Here is a 17,570-nt window from a genome sequence, read left to right on the forward strand (position 1 = left end):
TTTTTGGTTTTCCATGGGAAACATGGAGAGGATACGCAATGAAGTCTAAGTATGTGAACATCAAGAGCAAGTTCCACGAAAACAAGGATTGAAACGCTCTGTCATCCGGGCTTTGGTATCGTTGTTGGCACATCAAGAGCAAGTTCCACGAGAAAAGCCTTCGTTGAATTATATGTGTGAGGTCCGGCAGAGAATATAGCCTCTGTTCCTCTGCGCCTCTGTGGTTGGGTCAGGATCGCGGTTCACCCAGGTACAAAAGGATACAGATAATTTGCGATTCAAGTTCACCCATGCTAAATAGCGAGTAGCCTGGTTTATACTCGTCGCAGATCGGTTTGATTGGATTACAGACAACGGATTTTAGCCATATAGAGCACAAAGATCACAAAGGCCTCGCAAAGGTTAATCCTGTTCTTGATAGCCCAATAATCCTTTGGTGCGGTCTTTGTGTGCTTTGTGGTTTATGGCTCTTCGCTGAATTATGTGGGTCGGGCCCGGCAGTGGTTATAGTCTCTGTTCCTCTGCGCCTCTGTGGTTGGGTCAGGATCGCGGTTCACCCCAGCTGCAAAAGGATACAGAGAACTCCTGATTCAAGTTCGCCCATACCGAATGGCGAGGAGCCAAAAGAAAAATGGCTGATATGGGGTTATCTGTCCTCAATCGATGGCTATTCGCTTGCGGGTGAGCACAGAGACCTTGGGGAGGGTTATCTGCAGAACGCCGTTCGTAAGAGTCGCCCGCGCCTCCTCTGTCTTTATGCTTTCCGGCAGGAGCACCCTTCGCTCGAACCGGGTGAAGGTCCTCTCCCGGCGGTGGTAGTCCTGCTCATTTGCCTCGGTCTCACTCTTTCTCTGGGCCGAGATCTGCAGCTCATCCTCCACCACTGAGATGTTGATATCCTGCTTTTCCACACCGGGCATATCCATGGTCACAACCAACGCCTCTTCAGTCTCATGAACATCAGCCAGGGGCCTTATCACCCCTTTCTTCAGGTTCGGGCCCTCTACCTCCTCCATAAGGTCGCCCATGCGCTTTTGCATCCTCCCGAGCTCATCGATATACTTGGATCCGAGCGCATCCAGGCCCAGCTCATCCATCAATTTATTCATCCTGAACTGCAGCTTGCGCAATTCTTCTGCCGGAATCAATCCTGCGGTCATCCTCAACACCATAATGTTATGGGCCTTTGGCGCTTAAATCTATTCCGACATATATTCATTCTGAATCCTGACCACCTCCGCTGAATCCCTGGCAGCGGCGTACTCACTGAGGGGCTCGCGGTTCAGCTCCAAAAATACGTGCCCCCAGTTGAACTTGGAGAGGATCAGCTCTGCCTGGCTTTTCTCTCCCAGTATTACCAGTCCTGCAGCCAGGGCTTCGACGGTGGAGAGCTTGAAGGGCTTTCCCCAGTTCACCGGGTTGGCAGCCACTAGAAAAGGCAGAGCCCTCTCCTGCAGCCTGAACCGGGCGAAGACCTCCTCAGCATGCGCCCAGCTGCAGTCGAGGGCTGCCAGCCCGCGGGCCCCTTTATCCTCCGGGGATAAGGCCTTTTCCGAGAACGGGCTGAGGACAATGTACGGCCGGAGCTGGCTTATATGGTGGGTCAGCCGGACAAGATCGAAGCGGGCAAGCTTCTTTCCTGAACACTTCCGGGGGTCGCACTGATTGGCATGATAGATCACAAGTTCCATTCATGGAGGGTACTACCGATAATCCTATTAACATTGTGTTCCTTCCCCTAGCAGCCAATAGCAGGGAGCCATTTGATGAGCGAGCTGTCCAAAGAGTACAACTTCAAGCAGGTAGAAGAGAAATGGGAGCGGAGCTGGGATAGTTCCATTTACTATTTTGACTGGGAGTCGAAGAAGCCCCAATATATAATCGACACACCGCCGCCCTATCCCACGGGAAACTTCCATATCGGCAACGCTCTAAACTGGTGCTACATTGATTTCGCCGCCCGGTACAAGCGCATGCGGGGCTACAATGTGATGTTCCCCCAGGGCTGGGACTGCCACGGCCTGCCCACCGAGGTGAAGGTGGAGCAGCTAAACCATATCACCAAGAACCAGGTTCCGAGGGAGGAGTTCAGACGGCTCTGCGAAAAACTTACTGAGGAGGCAATAGATCGTTTCCATAAGTCCATGGGCCGGCTGGGCCTGTCCATAGATTGGTCCAATGAATATGCCACCATGAAGCCGGAGTATTATGTCAAGACCCAGACTTCATTTGTGCGCATGTACGAGAAAGGCCAGATCTACCGAGAGGACCACCCGGTAAACTGGTGTCCCCGCTGCGGAACGGCCATAGCCTTGGCCGAGGTGGAGTACGACTCCCGCACCTCGACACTGAATTATATGCACTTTTGCGCCGAGGACGGCGAGATAGAGATCGCCACCTCCCGGCCTGAGCTCCTGGCCGCCTGTGTGGCGGTGGCGGTTCATCCTGAGGACCAGCGCTATCAGAAATACATCGGCAGGACGGTCAAAGTGCCGATATTCAACTATTCCGTTCCCGTTCTTGCCGACCCGGCGGTGGACTCGAGCTTCGGCTCGGGGTTCGTCATGATCTGCACCTTCGGGGATAAGCAGGATGTCAGATGGTGGATGGAGCATCATCTTCCCCTCCGCCAGGCCATAGACCGCGGCGGCAGGATGATGCCTATTGCTGGCCCTTACTCCGGCCTAACCGTAGAGGAGACGAAAGAGAAGATCACCCAGGATCTGACCGAGCAGGGGATAATCTTCAAGCAAGAGCCTCTGGAGCAGAACGTAGGGCTCTGCTGGCGGTGCAAGACCCCCATTGAGATCCTGTCCGAGCAGCAGTGGTTTGTCCGAATCGATGCCCCGGAGATAAAAAAGATGGCCGAGGAGATAGAATGGATCCCCGCCCACATGCGCGTCCGCCTGGAGAACTGGGCCGACTCCATGGAATGGGACTGGTGCATATCCAGGCAGAGGATCTTTGCCACCCCCATACCCGCCTGGTACTGCAAAAACTGCCATGAAGCACTGGTGGCAGAGGAGAGCTGGCTTCCCCTGGACCCCAACCTGACCCAGCCCAAAAAGAAATGCAAATGCGGCAGCTCGGAATTCATTCCGGAGCAGGATGTTCTGGACACCTGGATGGACAGCTCCATATCCGCCCTAGCCGTCGCCGGCTGGCCGGACAGGACCGATCTGCGTATGCCCACCCAGCTCCGGCCACAGGGGCACGACATCATTCGCACCTGGGCCTTTTACACCATTCTCAGGACCAGAGCCCTGGAAGGGATCAGGCCCTGGGATGCCATTCTGATCAATGGCATGGCGTTGGGCGAGGACGGCCATAAGATGTCCAAATCCCTGAACAACTTCATCCGCCCGGAGGAGGTATTCGAGAGCAACGGAGCTGATGCCCTCCGCCAGTGGGCGGCTATCGGCGGCAGCCCGGGAAATGACATACCATTCCAGTGGAAGGAGATAACTGCCGCCAGCAGATTCCAGCAGAAGCTCTGGTCCATATTCCGGTTCTCTCTGCCCCTGATCGCCCCGTATGATGCCGATTCTGGGCAGGTCGACCGCTGGCTCTCTGCAGAGCTGGATCTGCTGATCACTAAGACCACGGAGGCCATGGACAGATTCCAGTTCGATGAGGCCTTGAAGGCCATCCGGGCTTTCGCCTGGGATGTTCTGGCCGACAACTACATCGAGCTGGTCAAGGCCCGGCTGTACGGCCAGGACGGGCCGGAGAAGAGGGCAGCGCAGGGCACCCTTTTCACCGCCCTGGAGACTCTTGCCCGACTCATGGCTCCATTCACCCCCTTCCTCTCCGAGGAGATCTACCACACCCTAACTGGCCAGAGCGTTCATGTGCAAAGCTGGCCCGTGGCCCAGGGGCAGCCGATGGATAGGGCTGGCCTGGCGATAAAAGAGGTAGCTTCAACTCTGCGCCGCTATAAGGCGGAGAAGGGAGTGGCCCTCAACTCCCCTCTTCCGGGAATCGTGGTATACTCCGACCTCGACCTGGAGACAGCAGACCTGGCCGGTGTGGCCAACTCCCCGGTGGAGAGCAGAACAGGAAAGCCCTCGCTGGAGATGAAGCCCATAGCGGTCAAACCGCAAATGAAGGTCATCGGCCCTCGATTCAGGGATAGGAGCCAGCGGATCATTATGGCCCTGATGGGCATGGACCCGGCTGATATCGCTCGCCAGAAGGAGGCAGGCTCGATTGCAGTCGATCTGGATGGCGAGATCCTCGAGCTTCCGCCCGAGGCGGCGGAGGTGGAGATCCAGACTCTCTCTGCTGGCGAGGCGGTGGATATACTGAAGACGAAAGAGGCCACGGTGCTGGTCCGAAGATGATCGAGGTGGAGGTCAAAGCCCGGGCCAGGGAGGACACAAAAGAGAGAATAGCCGCCCTGGGCGCCACCTCCATCGGGGTGGAGAATCATCTGGACCTTTATTTCAATTCGCCATTAAGGGACTTCAAGAAGAGCGACGAGGCCCTGCGCATTCGCATTAAGGAGGATGGGGCCCGGCTCACCTATAAGGGGCCCAAGCTCGACCAGCAGACCAAGTCTCGCCGGGAGCTGACGATAAGGATCGACGATCCCACCCAGATGAGGGATGTCCTATCCCTTTTGGGTTTTGTTTTATCGGCAGAGGTTCGCAAAAGGAGGACGAAGTATTCCTATCAGGGAATGGTCATCGCTCTGGACGAGGTGGAGGGGCTTGGCACCTTTTTGGAGGTGGAGGCTCAGGCGGAAGCGAACTGGGAGAACGAAAAGGATCGGGTCCTCTCCGTGTTGAAGCGGCTGGAATTGGAGGACACCATCCGCCGCTCATACATAGAATTGCTAGAGGAGAAGAGGGCAGATCTATAGACCGATGACGATATAATGGAAATGATATCTTGTCCATAAGCTCGAAATTCCATGTGCTGGTCATGCTCTCGTTCCTGGTAGCGGTGCAGTTGATAGCCCTGGCCATAACTCCGGCCATATCCGCCACAGACAATCGGGTATTCGAGGATCCGGCATCGATCTCCAATCCCATAATCTATATGCTGCTCATCCTCATATTCACCGCCATTCTCCTTTTGGCCATAAAACTGAAGGGAGATTGGCTGGTGAGAGGATTCATACAGATCTCCATTGCCCTCACCATCTTCTATGTGATCTCCGCCATCATGCCCATGTGGCTTGCCCTCCTGCCAACTTTGGCGGTGATGCTGCTCTTGCACTACTACCCGGAATGGTATATTCTGGATGCATTTGGAATCCTGGTGTGCGCAGGAGTTACCTCCCTCCTGGGAGTGAGCATGACCGTGATGCCGGTTATCATCCTTATGGTGATCCTGGCGGTCTACGATGCCATCTCCGTCTATAAAACCCGCCACATGGTCGCTTTGGCAGAGGGCGCAATAAAGATGAAGGCACCACTGCTTTTTGTAGTCCCCAAGAGCAGGGACTACAGCTTTAGGCGAAAAGATGCAGTCTCGATCTCAATGGGAAACGACAAGAAGAAGGGGGATCGTGGAGCCTATTTCCTGGGCATGGGCGATGCCATCATACCATCCATCCTGGTGATATCTGCGAGCTGGTCATATCCACCAGGTGATATCCTCGGCCTGAACCTTCCTGCTCTTGGAGCCATGCTCGGAACCTATGCCGGCTTTATCCTTCTGATGACTACATCGAGGGACCGACCTCAGGCTGGCCTTCCCTTCCTGAACTCGGGATCCATCCTCGGATTTCTCGCCGGCTGTCTTGCCGCAGGCATCCAGCCCTTCTAGCCCGGCACGGTATAGTTCTGGCACCGACAGCTTTTTGCCTTATCCCGCGACACTCTGCCTCAAAGAGGAATATCAGATGGCTGATGAAGACCACGCAGTCCTGGAACACTTCATACCATTCTGCCCCAAATGCGGCAACGAGTGCGAGCATAAAGACCTCCGGCGGGCACTGGACGCAGATGAATGGAAGAAGATTGTGATCGAGACGATCTATTACTGCAAGAACTGTGATAACTACTGGAGCGACGGCCTGATAGAGAAAGGCTATAAATGATCTACCTTTATTACAGCGAGAAATTTCAAGGGTATAACTTCGGTCCGGAGCATCCCTTCAATCCCGCTCGCCTGATGCTCACCTTTAGCCTCATGGAGGAGTCTGGTCTAATAGACGAGAAGGTATGCAGGCTTGAGCCCCGCCCAGCTAGCGAAGAGGATATTCTCCGAGTGCACACCCCTGAGTACCTGGCGGCGGTGAAGCTGGAGGAGCCGGATCTGGCCTTTGGCCTGGGGAGCGACGACACCCCGGTCTTCGCGGGCATATGTGAGTCATCCAGAATGCTGGCAGGGGCCTCTATCGATGCCGCCCGCCGCATAATAGCTGAGGACTGCAGCGCTTTTAACATCGGCGGAGGACTGCATCATGCCCTGCCCACAGTCGCCTCCGGGTTTTGTGTCTTTGATGATCCAGCCCTGGCCATCCGGGTTTTAAGAGATGGATTTGATCGGGTGCTGTATATCGACATCGATGGCCATCACGGCGATGGGGTACAGCAGATATTCTATACTGATCCCACTGTTTTGACCATCTCCATGCATGAATCCGGATTGTACCTCTTTCCAGGCACGGGATTCATAGAGGAGACGGGAGATGGTGAGGGAAAAGGATACAGCGTGAACATCCCCATGCCCATGTACTCCGGAGACGAGCAATACCTCAGGGCCTTCGATCAGATCGTTCCAATCCTTTTTGAATGGTTCCGGCCCCAGGCAGTGGTAGCCCAGCTGGGGATAGACACCCACTATTCCGATCCCCTCACCAGCCTTAACGTGACACTTAACGGCTATACCGGCCTCGTCCGCCGGATAGTGGATCTGGCCCGCCAGCATTCAGGGTCCCGGCTGCTGGCCCTGGGCGGAGGGGGCTATAATATGGAGGTGGTGCCCACCGCCTGGACCAGTGTCCTTCATATCATGAGAGGCGAGCCGCTGCCTGAGTATCTGCCCCCTTACTGGGTAGAGCTTTTCATGAACCTCACCGGGCATGAGCCCCTCTCTAATCCGGATATAGAGATGAGGGTCGGCACGAATACCGAGAACAGGATCAATAAAGAGCTCTCTGGGACTCTTCAGGGCCTGAAGGAAAAGATGAATGAGGTTCACGGCCTCTTTTAGATCGTCTTCGATCAGGTCCCGATCTTGATCGGCTCTACAATAGAGCGCAATGTGGATATGGCGGAGAGTGCGGCCAAATAGCTGGTTTTCGGATTTCGCGGCGAGGGGACGTTCTCCACCCGGGTAAAAAACCTGCCAAAATCGCCTTCCACCTCTATCTCGTGGCGGTTTACTCTTATATTCGGATCGGCGAATACCTTCACCAGCACCTCTTTCTCCCCCGCAGCAAGATAAAGGGTGGCGGCAACATTCACATTCGCGGGGAAGGCCCTTACCGCCTCGATTGCGCTGCCGGAAAAGATCTGGGTAGGACCGGAGAGGCTATCCAGGTCGATCCTATTCTCCATGATATAGGGCGCCCCTCTCAGGCCGCTGGGATTCTTGGTGGTGGTCAGGGTAACCCTTTCAATTCTCCCGGCGCGAGCGGACTTGAGGGCATCCAGGCCGGATATGGCTCCAGATGGTATGTAGACCTGAGAGCAGTGAGATTTGGCCAGGCTCTTGATCTCTCTGAATAGATCCATATCGGCAAGAGCCCCAACGCTCATTATCATCAGCCTTTTGCCCGCGGCCAATGCTGCCCTGGCGACTGCTGGGACCGCCTTCTGGGAGGCTGCCTCCACCACCACATCCGAAAGGCGAACCAATTCCGCAAGATCGGCTTTTTTCGTCTTATGCTGCAAGCTCTCGATGAGAGCGAGGGCAGTTTGAGGATTATGATCGCATACAGCAATCAGCTCTGCATCAACCACGCCAGAATCTATCGCTTTGGCGATCTCGGCCCCAATGGCACCGCATCCCACAAGCCCGACCTTGAGAGGCATCGCAGGTTATAAATCAATTAAGGATCAAAATCCTTGCGGTATGCTAAGGTCAGAGCTGGAGCGATTTATAGGTGAGGACCTAGGCGAATGGGATGATTCCAGCACTCTCATTCCAGAATTGACGGCTTGCGGGATCATCATCGCTAAGGAGGACTGCATCATCTCCGGGCTGGCGGAGGCGGTGGAGATCTTCCAGTATTTTGGCCTGAAATCCGAGCTGCTATTCGATGATGGCGAGTTTGTGCCAGCGATGAGCACTGTTTTAGAGGTAGTGGGCAGCGCGAGAAAAATCCTGCAGTCCGAAAGGCTGGTCCTAAACTTCATGGCTCGCATGAGCGGCATATCCACCCTCACCCGGGAGTGCGTTCTCCTGGCCGGGGGGGTGCGAGTGGCAGCCACGCGCAAGACCACCCCAGGATTTCGATTATTCGAGAAGAGAGCGGTCTATCTTGGAGGCGGCGACACCCATAGATTTAATCTATCCGATGCCATCCTCATAAAAGATAATCATATAATGATCCTCGGCCTGAAAGAATGCCTGCGCCGAGCTAAAGATAAATCCAGCTTCACCAAGAAGATCGAGGTGGAGATCGAGAGCCTTGAGGACATGCTCATAGCGGCAAAAGAGGGTGCGGATATCATCATGTTCGATAACATGGACCCCGCGAAGATAGCCGAGGGAGTTGATGTCTTGAAGAAGGAGGGTCTACGAGAGAGAGTGATTCTGGAGGCGTCAGGGGGCATCACCCTGGATAACATCAAGGATTACGGAAGAAGTGGGGTAGATGTTATATCGCTTGGTGCTCTCACCAAAAATGCTAGATGGATTGATTTGAGCCTGGAGATAGAGAACGATGAAGAGTGGAGAGCGAAGAGTGAAATCGCTTAAAAGAACCATTGACCTGCAGGATAGAGATATGGGCAAGAAGCAGCACCTCGATATTCTGCGCCTGGTCTGCCTGGCCGTCCTTATTCTTTTGCTGTCAACGGCCTTCATTGGAGCGGTCCAGGGGGCGGATGACGATGATGATGATGAGGTCACTTATAACGATTTCACCCTGGGGATCGGAGACAGAATAGACATCAGCAACTATCGAGCAGAACTCATTGAGATCCAGTCGGTCAAAGATGGCATAGCTGTCCTGCAGGTTTCCAGAACCGGAGGCGGACTGGACGAGCAGAGAGCATTCTTGGAGAACCGGGCCAATAACTTCGCCGGAGGAGCGGAGAAAGGGGGTATAACCCTTACGGTAGTAGATATCCTGGATGATGAGTCTGCCAGGGTGCGAATCGAGTACCAGGAGAGCCTGGGAACGCCCAGCAGACGGGCCTCGGACCGGCCTGTATCCTCCGGTGACAAGCCAGCCCTCACAGTCCAGAAGAGCTTTGACAAGAGCGAGATGAGTGTGGGGGATGAGGTCAAGGTCACAGTCACCATCATGAACAAGGGCACAGGCAAAGCACAGAACATAAAATTGGATGATGCACCACCCCTGCCGGAGTTCTCCTATGTGGCCGGCTATCCGCCCAAGATCAAGGATACCCTGGACCCTGGCCAGTCCGACTCGGCTGTATATATGATGAATGCCATAAAAGAGGGCACCATACGCGTCTCGGCCATACAGGTCAGCTACACCGACTCCAAGGATAACGTCCTATTGAACAGTTCTGAGCCTTTTGATATCGTCATCAATCCAAAGAGCGTGGCAGACCTGGCGATAAGGATGGAAGTACCTGGGCCGCTCCCTCTTGGCGGCACTGGAATGGCGAACATAAGCATAGAAAATGTTGGAAAGGCGCCTGCCACCAGAATCGAGGCCAAAGGGGACATAAAACCGCCAGTGGGGCTGGAGGCATCGGGCTTCGAGAGGAGCTTCTTTGAGATACCGCCAGGCGGCGAGGTCAATTACTCAGTAATGCTTTCGGGCAAGGACTCTGGTAACTATACCATTCACCTCAAGACCACATTCGATGGAGGAGACGGCTCTGCGATCAGAGAAGGATCTGCAGAGGTAGTGGTCCTAAAACGAGAGTATAAATATGAATATTTACTACTCCTTATCCCAATCATAATTATCGCTGCCTGGCTGTATAGGCGGCACAAAGAATATAAATATTAATAAAATTCCACAGTAAAGTGAGGCTGATATCATGCTTAACGTACTTATCCTTGGTGTAGGCCAATGCGGAAATAGAATACTGGACGCAGTGAACAAGGAAGCGATGGGTGGTGGGGGTGCCTCGAAGATCGCCAAGTACTGTCTCAAGCCCAAATTCCCCAGCCGGGTAGAGACGGTGGCGATCAACACGGCGATAAACGATCTCAAGGAGCTGAGATACACCACCGCCAAAGACAGATTGCATGTTCCGAACCTGCACGGCATGGGAGCCAACAGGAACGTGGGCAAGCAGGCCTTTATGGACAACCGGGACAGCATCATGGGAGAGATCGAGAAGAGAGGCGATTTTGATATAGCCTTCGTCCTCACCTCTACCTCTGGTGGAACGGGCTCCTCATTCTCGCCGCTCCTTATAAATGAGCTGAAGAGGCAGTACCCGAACATCACCGTGGTCACTGTGGCTATTCTTCCCTTCCGGGAGGAGGGCTCGATCTACCTCCAGAATGCTGCTTTCAGCATGAGGGAGCTGATGGAGCTGGACGCTGATGGCATCATCCTGGCAGACAATCAGTATATGAAAAGGTTTAGCGGCGACATTGCCAGCGCCTATGACAAGATCAACAGCACCATCGCCAAAAGATTGCTCTTCCTGATCGAATCTCTGGACAGTGAGATGCTCTCCGTTACCGATCTGGGTGACTTCAAGACGGTCATGAACGGCGGCCTGCGCATAGGCACCATGGGATACTATCAGGCAGATGGGAAGAACAACTCGGTCAAGGACGCCATCGAGAACAGTCTAAAGCCTAACAACCTCCTCTATCCGGCGAACGTGGCGGATGACGCCGCCAGGGCAATGGTCATAATCCAGGGCTCCAGGGAACATCTGGACGTGGATCAGATCACCAAAGAGGTGGAGAAGATCACCGCCAGCGCGGGGCATGTATTCAAGGGAATTGTGGTCAAGAAGGGCCATCCAAGAGTGCTCTCTGTATTCACATTGGCTGCTGCACCGGAGCTTGAATCCATCTATGCTCAGGCGGCAAGAGGGATGCAGGACGAGAAGGAGAAGAGGTCAAGGGCAAGAAAGCAGCTAGACGACGCATTCGCCCATATAGAGGATCTGGAAGAGATCTACTGAAGGCCGAACCGACTGTACATCAGGGCCTGCATTGGGCTCAGCTCCAGGGCCCTGGCTACCACGGTCCTCTCGGAAGGGCTCAGTGGATGCCTCTTTGCTGGTGGCAGGGGCAGAGCCTGCCGGGCATAGACCACTCCACCCTTCATCCGGGCACAGGTGAAGCTGCCGGCATCTCCTTCTATGAAGACCTCGCCCCCTCTCATCTCTGCACCTGTGAAGTCCTTCGTACTGCCTCTAACCAAGATCCTTCCTCCTCGCAATAGAACTGCTGTGTTCTCCTGAGCGCATCCTTCGACGATGATCTGGCCGGAGCGCATGAGTATGCCCGTGCTCATGCCTGCGTCTCCCTCCAGTTTGATGGTCTTGTCGGCGGGATTTCTTGCCCCCAGGGTATCCCTGAAAATCCCGTCCTCGATGAACAGACCCTGCTGGTCCAGATGATTCGGCTCCATCACATCCCACCCCTTTTCCAGAGCCTCGGTGATGGAGACGAACATTCGATATCCAGTCAGATCGCTATCAACCTCGATTACATTCCCCATGGGCTCACTGACCCTGCCGGAGACATAGATCGCGCCTCTGAGCATGCTTATCCCCATGCGCCGGCCCACGTCTCCCTCCACCACTATGCTGCCCGTCCCCTCTATCGGCCCGCCCTTTCCCCCCAGCCGGATGAGATCGACGCCCAGGCTGGAGCCCAGGCGGCTGCCAACATCCCCGGAGATATTCACCCTCTCCCCTTCACGGAGCGATTGCACGATCTGCCTGAGGCTAGCCTCCCCTATCTTCTGATCCATATCCAGCCTTGAGCCTTGATGCTGCCAATAAAAGTCAAATGTGAAGTCGCCAAGGCACTTCTCCCCTGAAGCCAGGATCTGGAGCATTGAAATATCACTTCGATGGAAGGAAGGCACTATCGGTCGCAATGCGTTTGGATACATTGATCCCGATAACGGTAATTAGAATAGCCCCAATAGCTGAGATGGCCAGCTTCTGTACCGATTCTACCATGCCAATGCCAAACTCCAGATCGGCATTGCTGGCCAGGATAAAGCTGCTGGTCGACCAGATGACCAGGCCGGTAGCCAGGATGAAGAAGAGGTAAGATATGGTGCGAGCGTCTCTTATACCCTCCATATACATATCCATGACCTTGCCCAGATTCACGCATAAGGCAGCAGCCATGTACCACCAGATGCTCTCGTAGAGATAGATCATGATCAAGGTGAAGTATCCAGGAAAGGTGGGCTCATGGAAGTACTGCCAGAAGTATGCCACTCCATTTACGGTGGCTATGACCACCAGCATTGCCGCCAGGATATAGGTTATAAAGGCTATCTTCCAGGCATAAAGGGATTTCTTGAGCGTCTGCTTTGCCTCCTCCATGGAGTCGTCCAGGCCCAGCCCCCGGAATAAGAGATACAGACCCACCGAGCCTGTGATGGCCACTATCGCCCAGCTGGGGTAGCCGATCAGGCTGAAGAATGCAAACATGAGCAGAGCCAATGCAGGAGGAATGAATAACGTATGGCTGAGCTTGGGGTCGGTGAAGAGCTGCTTTAAAAGGTAGTAGGTGCTCTCCAGGTTGGGGCTCTGCTTGACCAAAACCCGACGCACTCCTTCTACCTTGATCCGGGAGGTGATGATGGGCAAGATGGCCTCGTCCTCCGCCCCGTCAGAGACCACAACCACCCCTTGAGGATGCAAGCGCGCCAACAGATCCTCCAGCTGAGAGGCAATTTTGCTGTCTGAGATCAGGCCGACCTTCAGGTCTCCTGCAATAGAGGCGATCTCCACATTCCTGCCTGATGCAGCAATCTCATCAAAGGTTTTGATGCCACCGAATATGGTGTTGACGTCCGAGTCCTCTGGGTCAGACATGCCCAACTTCAGGGCGGCCTCTATATTGGCCTCTCTGCCCACGACGGGGGTTATCACCCCGCCCTTGCGGCCCAGGTCATTGTCCCGATCTATGCAGAGCACAAGGACATCCATGGTCTACTATTTGAAAAGATTGTACTTAAAGGATTCTGTGATCAAACAGCAAAGAGAAAAGATCCGGCCATATCCAAAAAATATTTATTTTAATAAAGCCAATGGATGGCTATGAGAAGACTAATCTTATGCATTGCAATTTCTCTAGTGCTCCTGGTCTCCTTTGCCAGTGCCTTTACCATTGACATGGCGGAGACGCAAAAGCAAATCGATACGTACAACCGGAATATCGATCGAGCGCCAGAGGTTCTGAAAACCATTTTGGGCGATGAGAAGATCAACCTGGAAGTACTCCGAAAAAATGCCAGCACCTTCCAGGTAGGCTTGGATGTGAAATCAGCGAGAATAGACAGATTAATTGAAGGAGGCTGGGACGATCCATCAATCACCATAACTGCCTCAGAGGAGGCAATAGACAATGTCAGACTGTCAAAGGATCCGATCGGAGCCTTTGAAAAAGAGAGGGATGCTGGCAGTATCACCTTCGAGGCAAATAATCTGATCTCCAGGGCCAAATTGAAGGCCGCTTTCTCCAGCACCTCTGTCCTGCAGTTCGGTTACGACACATTCTTCGGCTAGCGGGCAAGGTCAATATTCTCTTTTATTATTTTTAAGGCACAGAAATCCCCGCACATGGTACAGACCTCTGCATCCGAGGGGGTTCTATCAGCCCGGACCAGCTTTGCAGTCTCAGGATCTATGGCCAGTTGGAACTGCTTCTCCCAGAGCATATCCCTCCGCGCCCTTCCCATATCCAGATCCTTCTGGCGATCGTTGTTCTTGATCATATCGCCTATATGGGCTGCTATCCTGGCAGTGATCGTGCCCATCCTCACATCCTCCACATCAGGAAGAGCCAGATGCTCAGCCGGGGTGACATAGCAGATGAAGTCCGCTCCGTAGGCACTAGAGAGGCTGGCACCGATTGCCGCCACGATATGGTCGTATCCGGGAGCTATATCTGTGACCAGGGGGCCAAGCATATAGAAGGGCTTCTCATCAGTCATCCTCTTCATAACCAGGACGTTTGCTTCAATCTCATCGATGGGGATGTGGCCCGGCCCCTCCACTATGGTCTGAACCCCTGCCGCATGGGCTCTGTCCGCCAGCTCGGAGTTGATTATCAGTTCCTGGATCTGACCCCGATCGGTGGAGTCGTGCACCGCTCCCGCTCGAAGGCCATTGCCCAGGCTTAGGGTGACCTCATGCTCTTTAAGGATCTCCAAGAGATAATCGAACTCCCGGTAGAGGGGATTCTCCTTCTGATTATGCAGCATCCAGCCGATCATGAAGGCCCCTCCCCGGCTGCATACGCCACCAAATCGACCGCCTTGGCGGCGGAGCCGCTCTATGCAGATGCTATTGATGCCGGTGTGGATGGCCATGAAGTTGGTTCCCAGCTTCGCCTGCTCCTCCGTCGCCCTGAAGAGGTCGTCCTCGGGCATGTCCACACCTGCTCCATACTTTCTTATGGCCTCGATGAATGCCTGGTAGAGGGGAACGCTCCCCACGCTCAATGTTGTGGCCTCAATCACCCGTCTTCTGATCTCCAGGAAGTCCCCACCTGTCGAGAGCTCCATCAGAGTGTCTGCACCGTTCGCTTCAGCGGTGCGCGCTTTTGCCACCTCCATCTCCACATCAACGATATCGCTGCTGGTGCCGATGGAGGCGTTCACCTTGGTGCGGAGCCCCTTGCCAATGCCCACCGATCTAGTGTATCTGTAAGGGCTGCGAGGGATGACTATCCTGCCGCTGGCTATACCTCGAAGTATGAAGTCAGGGGTCTTTCCCTCTGCCTCGGCCACTATCTTCATCTCTTCTGTCAGTCTGCCTGCTCGTGCATCATCTATCAGTCCCATCTCTTCACCAGCATCAACTGACAATGTAGGGTTATTTAAGGGTGATCAACCACGCTGCTCTGGCGGGAGATGCTGCAAGCAGAATGATGAAGAAATCGTGAGGCGACACAATGGTGCCCGCCTCAGGTTCAGTATTATCCTTGACTGTTGGGATATTCTATTTCAGGATCTCTTTTTTGAAGGTCTCAAAGCCGATCTCTTCTATGAAATCGCCCAGGCGCTGCTTCTTGGCGTGATCCCGGTAAAAGTTGACGATCTTATCTATGCAAGAGAATACCTCATCGTCGGATAGGTTCTCTGCCAGCAACGTGCCCAGCCTTGGCTTTACCCCGCTGCTTCCGCCTACCAGAAGCCTCCATCCCTTGGCGGTGCCGATCAGGCCGATGTCCTTTACCGCGGGCTCAGCACAGGAGTTGGCGCATCCTGATACCCCCATCTTGAACTTCCAGGGAAGCTGCATTCCGTGATACTTCTCGTCCAGCTTCAGGCCCACGCCCACAGCATCCTGCTGGCCGCGCTTGCAGAACGTAGTTCCCGGACAGATCTTGATGCTGCGAACGCATAGACCTATGGCAGCCCCGGTCTTCATCCCCAGGTCCGCCCAGGCATTATCGATATCCTCAGGATCGATTCCTACTATGGCGATCCTCTGGGCAGATGTTATCTTCAAGGCCTTGGCATGATACTTCTCCGCCACATCGGCGATCCTTCGAAGGCCGGCTGGATCGATTATGCCGCCTGCTATATGCGGTGCTATGGCAAAGGTCTCTTTGTCCCTTTGAATAATGGCACCCTTTTCCAGAATATCTTTGGACATGCTAAACAACTCCTTGATCTGAAATATTCGCTAAGAAGAGATTGGGGTTTTTAGGGCAAAAAGCTTTCCTATTGAATATGACCCATGAAATGGCTGAAGAGGAGCTCGATTGACCAAATCAGTCTCAGTTCCTCTATCAGCATCTCTCTTTTGATATCATGCATGTGCCTTTGCCTGCAATGAGGTCCCGCTGGACCTGCTCTTGCGATGGCGCGAGCGTCTTCCTGCGTACCCATCGCTTTTAACCCACTCACCGGTCTCGTCGTCCTTCTCATACTGTTCTTTTACGGCCGACCAGGCTGATTCGTGAGATGCCTTCTCGCGGGCTGTCTCATCTTCTATCTCCAGATCCTCCCAGCAGCTATTGAAGGCTTTCATGTATATGGTTTTAGCCCGGCTGGGCAGATTTCGGACGCTCTTGGGCAGCTCGCTTATATTTGCATATGGCATCTAATACACCTCCTGTATGTGTTTAGCTCATGATGGCTCTATATTTCTAATAGCCTGGTTAAAAGGTTTTGGGCGGATCTGCTTTCCAGGCGGATTTAGACTAAAAGAATATTTATTGTCAATAAAAAAAGGTTTGAGCCGAATATGGTTATGGCCTGCATGGTGCAGCGGACCGCAGCAATTCAGCCCGATCGGGGCGCAAACCACGATTTCTTATGAACCCGTCTTTTGCCGCCCTGAAATCCGTCCCTACTTTCTCATGGCCGCTTTGGCCTCTTCCAGCCTTGCCATGGCTGCGGCCCTATCAGCATCTGCCTTTTCTTTGCGAGATTGAGATTGATTTAGATCTGATGCTGTCTGTGTCACAGCTGCGGTCGCCTCGGTGCTTGCGGATGCGTCAACTGCTGCAGCCCCATCAATTGTTGCCTCACCGGTGACTGTAGCATCAGCCGCGACAGCATCTGCCCCATCAACTGCTGTGGTATCGGAGCAATAGCCGGGAGGGATGGGCGTCATGCCTTCAGTCACAGTTATGCTCATATTATACAGCAAATGATACATCGTCTCCTCATCCAGACTGCCTTCCATCACTATCAATGCCGCCGTCTGGTTGGTGGGCTGGTATGCAGCAAATAACGAAGCGCCTAGCATTCCCCAGATGGCAGGCCTGCCTTCGATGTAAAGTTCAGCTTCGCTGAAGTTCGCCTGCAGTATTGTCTCATCTGCAGAAGCGAGCAAGGATTTCATTCCCTCAGCATCAAGCAAGCCTATAGGAGGTTGGCAGGGATAGAGCAGAAAGATATCGACCTTGCTCCCATTTAGTAGAATGGATGTCCATATGTCTTTTCCGCCAGTATAATTCAGGATTTGCTGGTCGTTCGGTTCAGCATTCACTACCGAAGGCAGAATAGTAGCGAATTCTGCATAGGTATTCGTCTCGTCGCCAAGGGGTACTGCCAAGCGGGTATAATTCTCCCCCTGAGCAACGGCAGGATTCATTGTCAGAAGGCCAAGCAAAATGCATATAGAGATAAGCAATCCTCTAGCTGCGGGCCTGCATTGTAGAATCGCAAACTTCATTTAATCCACCTCATTGCTATTTCCATTATCTTCCTTTCGATTACTGTGGGTTTATATGCGCCAGTTTATAACTCTCTAACTATATAGCATTTTCCCGATTTATAGCGAATTTTTCCC

General features: G+C 53.6%; 18 protein-coding genes. 9 read left to right on the top strand and 9 right to left on the bottom strand.

Features of this window, described 5'->3' with window-relative positions; translation table 11 throughout:
* Nucleotides 1-656: 656 nt before the first annotated feature.
* Nucleotides 657-1,160: an Hsp20/alpha crystallin family protein gene (locus BP822_RS06080; protein ID WP_273277926.1), complete on the bottom strand. Its 504-nt coding sequence runs from the start codon at nt 1,158-1,160 to the stop codon at nt 657-659.
* Between the two features lie 39 nt (nt 1,161-1,199).
* On the bottom strand, nt 1,200-1,691 hold the full coding sequence (locus BP822_RS06085) for a DUF367 family protein (protein ID WP_273271552.1): 492 nt from the start codon (nt 1,689-1,691) through the stop codon (nt 1,200-1,202).
* 75 nt (nt 1,692-1,766) lie between these two features.
* On the opposite strand from BP822_RS06085, the gene BP822_RS06090 reads away from it, so the two are divergent.
* The 5 genes from BP822_RS06090 to BP822_RS06110 all read left to right on the top strand — a co-directional run bounded on the left by BP822_RS06090 (nt 1,767) and on the right by BP822_RS06110 (nt 7,167).
* On the top strand, nt 1,767-4,343 hold the full coding sequence (locus BP822_RS06090) for a valine--tRNA ligase (RefSeq protein WP_286877967.1): 2,577 nt from the start codon (nt 1,767-1,769) through the stop codon (nt 4,341-4,343).
* Complete coding sequence (gene cyaB / locus BP822_RS06095) at nt 4,340-4,864, top strand: class IV adenylate cyclase (RefSeq protein ID WP_286877968.1); 525 nt, start codon at nt 4,340-4,342, stop codon at nt 4,862-4,864. Before BP822_RS06090 ends, cyaB begins: the two co-directional genes overlap by 4 nt.
* Before the next feature lie 62 nt (nt 4,865-4,926).
* Nucleotides 4,927-5,775, top strand: coding sequence for a presenilin family intramembrane aspartyl protease PSH (locus BP822_RS06100; RefSeq protein ID WP_048132924.1), 849 nt, complete (start codon nt 4,927-4,929; stop codon nt 5,773-5,775).
* A gap of 76 nt (nt 5,776-5,851) precedes the next feature.
* Nucleotides 5,852-6,049 (top strand): hypothetical protein, encoded by a 198-nt coding sequence (locus BP822_RS06105; protein ID WP_013718934.1) that lies wholly within the window; start codon nt 5,852-5,854, stop codon nt 6,047-6,049.
* Entirely contained in the window at nt 6,046-7,167 is a 1,122-nt protein-coding gene (locus BP822_RS06110; RefSeq protein WP_013718935.1) for an acetoin utilization protein AcuC, read from the top strand. Before BP822_RS06105 ends, BP822_RS06110 begins: the two co-directional genes overlap by 4 nt.
* An 11-nt stretch (nt 7,168-7,178) precedes the next feature.
* Here BP822_RS06110 and BP822_RS06115 read toward each other — a convergent pair whose 3' ends face one another.
* Nucleotides 7,179-7,991, bottom strand: coding sequence for an aspartate dehydrogenase (locus tag BP822_RS06115; RefSeq protein ID WP_013718936.1), 813 nt, complete (start codon nt 7,989-7,991; stop codon nt 7,179-7,181).
* A 40-nt stretch (nt 7,992-8,031) separates the two neighbouring features.
* Here BP822_RS06115 and nadC point away from each other — a divergent pair, with 40 nt between their 5' ends.
* The 3 genes from nadC to BP822_RS06130 are packed head-to-tail and all read left to right on the top strand — an operon-like array spanning nt 8,032 to nt 11,252.
* Nucleotides 8,032-8,880 (top strand): carboxylating nicotinate-nucleotide diphosphorylase, encoded by an 849-nt coding sequence (gene nadC / locus BP822_RS06120; RefSeq protein WP_013718937.1) that lies wholly within the window; start codon nt 8,032-8,034, stop codon nt 8,878-8,880.
* Nucleotides 8,846-10,111 carry a hypothetical protein gene (locus tag BP822_RS06125; protein WP_273277930.1) on the top strand — a complete coding sequence of 422 codons (1,266 nt, stop codon included), beginning with the start codon at nt 8,846-8,848 and terminating at the stop codon, nt 10,109-10,111. Before nadC ends, BP822_RS06125 begins: the two co-directional genes overlap by 35 nt.
* Nucleotides 10,112-10,142: 31 nt before the next feature.
* Nucleotides 10,143-11,252, top strand: coding sequence for a cell division protein FtsZ (locus tag BP822_RS06130; protein ID WP_013718939.1), 1,110 nt, complete (start codon nt 10,143-10,145; stop codon nt 11,250-11,252).
* On the opposite strand, the gene BP822_RS06135 is transcribed toward BP822_RS06130, so the two are convergent.
* Together BP822_RS06135 and BP822_RS06140 are read right to left on the bottom strand one after the other, a co-directional pair.
* On the bottom strand, nt 11,246-12,136 hold the full coding sequence (locus tag BP822_RS06135; protein ID WP_013718940.1) for a tributyrin esterase: 891 nt from the start codon (nt 12,134-12,136) through the stop codon (nt 11,246-11,248). The genes BP822_RS06130 and BP822_RS06135 overlap by 7 nt on opposite strands.
* 7 nt (nt 12,137-12,143) lie before the next feature.
* Complete coding sequence (locus BP822_RS06140) at nt 12,144-13,247, bottom strand: DUF373 family protein (RefSeq protein WP_286877969.1); 1,104 nt, start codon at nt 13,245-13,247, stop codon at nt 12,144-12,146.
* A 111-nt stretch (nt 13,248-13,358) separates the two neighbouring features.
* Between BP822_RS06140 and BP822_RS06145 the strand changes: the two genes are divergently transcribed.
* Nucleotides 13,359-13,826 (top strand): hypothetical protein, encoded by a 468-nt coding sequence (locus BP822_RS06145; RefSeq protein WP_013718942.1) that lies wholly within the window; start codon nt 13,359-13,361, stop codon nt 13,824-13,826.
* Here BP822_RS06145 and thiC read toward each other — a convergent pair.
* The 4 genes from thiC to BP822_RS06165 form a co-directional block, all read right to left on the bottom strand.
* Nucleotides 13,823-15,106 (bottom strand): phosphomethylpyrimidine synthase ThiC, encoded by a 1,284-nt coding sequence (gene thiC / locus BP822_RS06150; RefSeq protein WP_013718943.1) that lies wholly within the window; start codon nt 15,104-15,106, stop codon nt 13,823-13,825. The two genes, BP822_RS06145 and thiC, sit on opposite strands and share 4 nt — an antisense overlap.
* 157 nt (nt 15,107-15,263) lie before the next feature.
* Nucleotides 15,264-15,923, bottom strand: coding sequence for an NAD(P)/FAD-dependent oxidoreductase (locus BP822_RS06155; RefSeq protein ID WP_013718944.1), 660 nt, complete (start codon nt 15,921-15,923; stop codon nt 15,264-15,266).
* A 156-nt stretch (nt 15,924-16,079) separates the two neighbouring features.
* Complete coding sequence (locus tag BP822_RS06160; RefSeq protein ID WP_013718945.1) at nt 16,080-16,373, bottom strand: ChaB family protein; 294 nt, start codon at nt 16,371-16,373, stop codon at nt 16,080-16,082.
* A gap of 249 nt (nt 16,374-16,622) precedes the next feature.
* Nucleotides 16,623-17,372 (bottom strand): hypothetical protein, encoded by a 750-nt coding sequence (locus BP822_RS06165; protein WP_273271383.1) that lies wholly within the window; start codon nt 17,370-17,372, stop codon nt 16,623-16,625.
* Nucleotides 17,373-17,570 lie beyond the last annotated feature (198 nt).

Origin of the sequence: Methanosaeta sp. UBA458 (assembly GCF_002496085.1) — an archaeon.
GTDB lineage: Archaea > Halobacteriota > Methanosarcinia > Methanotrichales > Methanotrichaceae > Methanothrix > Methanothrix soehngenii.

What these genes read in the sequence shown, in the direction of transcription:
- BP822_RS06080 (WP_273277926.1), bottom strand. Translation starts at nt 1,160, where the DNA reads ATGACCGCAGGATTGATTCCGGCAGAAGAATTGCGCAAGCTGCAGTTC.
- BP822_RS06085 (WP_273271552.1), bottom strand. Translation starts at nt 1,691, where the DNA reads ATGGAACTTGTGATCTATCATGCCAATCAGTGCGACCCCCGGAAGTGT.
- BP822_RS06090 (WP_286877967.1), top strand. Translation starts at nt 1,767, where the DNA reads ATGAGCGAGCTGTCCAAAGAGTACAACTTCAAGCAGGTAGAAGAGAAA.
- cyaB (WP_286877968.1), top strand. Translation starts at nt 4,340, where the DNA reads ATGATCGAGGTGGAGGTCAAAGCCCGGGCCAGGGAGGACACAAAAGAG.
- BP822_RS06100 (WP_048132924.1), top strand. Translation starts at nt 4,927, where the DNA reads ATGCTCTCGTTCCTGGTAGCGGTGCAGTTGATAGCCCTGGCCATAACT.
- BP822_RS06105 (WP_013718934.1), top strand. Translation starts at nt 5,852, where the DNA reads ATGGCTGATGAAGACCACGCAGTCCTGGAACACTTCATACCATTCTGC.
- BP822_RS06110 (WP_013718935.1), top strand. Translation starts at nt 6,046, where the DNA reads ATGATCTACCTTTATTACAGCGAGAAATTTCAAGGGTATAACTTCGGT.
- BP822_RS06115 (WP_013718936.1), bottom strand. Translation starts at nt 7,991, where the DNA reads ATGCCTCTCAAGGTCGGGCTTGTGGGATGCGGTGCCATTGGGGCCGAG.
- nadC (WP_013718937.1), top strand. Translation starts at nt 8,032, where the DNA reads ATGCTAAGGTCAGAGCTGGAGCGATTTATAGGTGAGGACCTAGGCGAA.
- BP822_RS06125 (WP_273277930.1), top strand. Translation starts at nt 8,846, where the DNA reads ATGAAGAGTGGAGAGCGAAGAGTGAAATCGCTTAAAAGAACCATTGAC.
- BP822_RS06130 (WP_013718939.1), top strand. Translation starts at nt 10,143, where the DNA reads ATGCTTAACGTACTTATCCTTGGTGTAGGCCAATGCGGAAATAGAATA.
- BP822_RS06135 (WP_013718940.1), bottom strand. Translation starts at nt 12,136, where the DNA reads ATGCTCCAGATCCTGGCTTCAGGGGAGAAGTGCCTTGGCGACTTCACA.
- BP822_RS06140 (WP_286877969.1), bottom strand. Translation starts at nt 13,247, where the DNA reads ATGGATGTCCTTGTGCTCTGCATAGATCGGGACAATGACCTGGGCCGC.
- BP822_RS06145 (WP_013718942.1), top strand. Translation starts at nt 13,359, where the DNA reads ATGAGAAGACTAATCTTATGCATTGCAATTTCTCTAGTGCTCCTGGTC.
- thiC (WP_013718943.1), bottom strand. Translation starts at nt 15,106, where the DNA reads ATGGGACTGATAGATGATGCACGAGCAGGCAGACTGACAGAAGAGATG.
- BP822_RS06155 (WP_013718944.1), bottom strand. Translation starts at nt 15,923, where the DNA reads ATGTCCAAAGATATTCTGGAAAAGGGTGCCATTATTCAAAGGGACAAA.
- BP822_RS06160 (WP_013718945.1), bottom strand. Translation starts at nt 16,373, where the DNA reads ATGCCATATGCAAATATAAGCGAGCTGCCCAAGAGCGTCCGAAATCTG.
- BP822_RS06165 (WP_273271383.1), bottom strand. Translation starts at nt 17,372, where the DNA reads ATGAATCCTGCCGTTGCTCAGGGGGAGAATTATACCCGCTTGGCAGTA.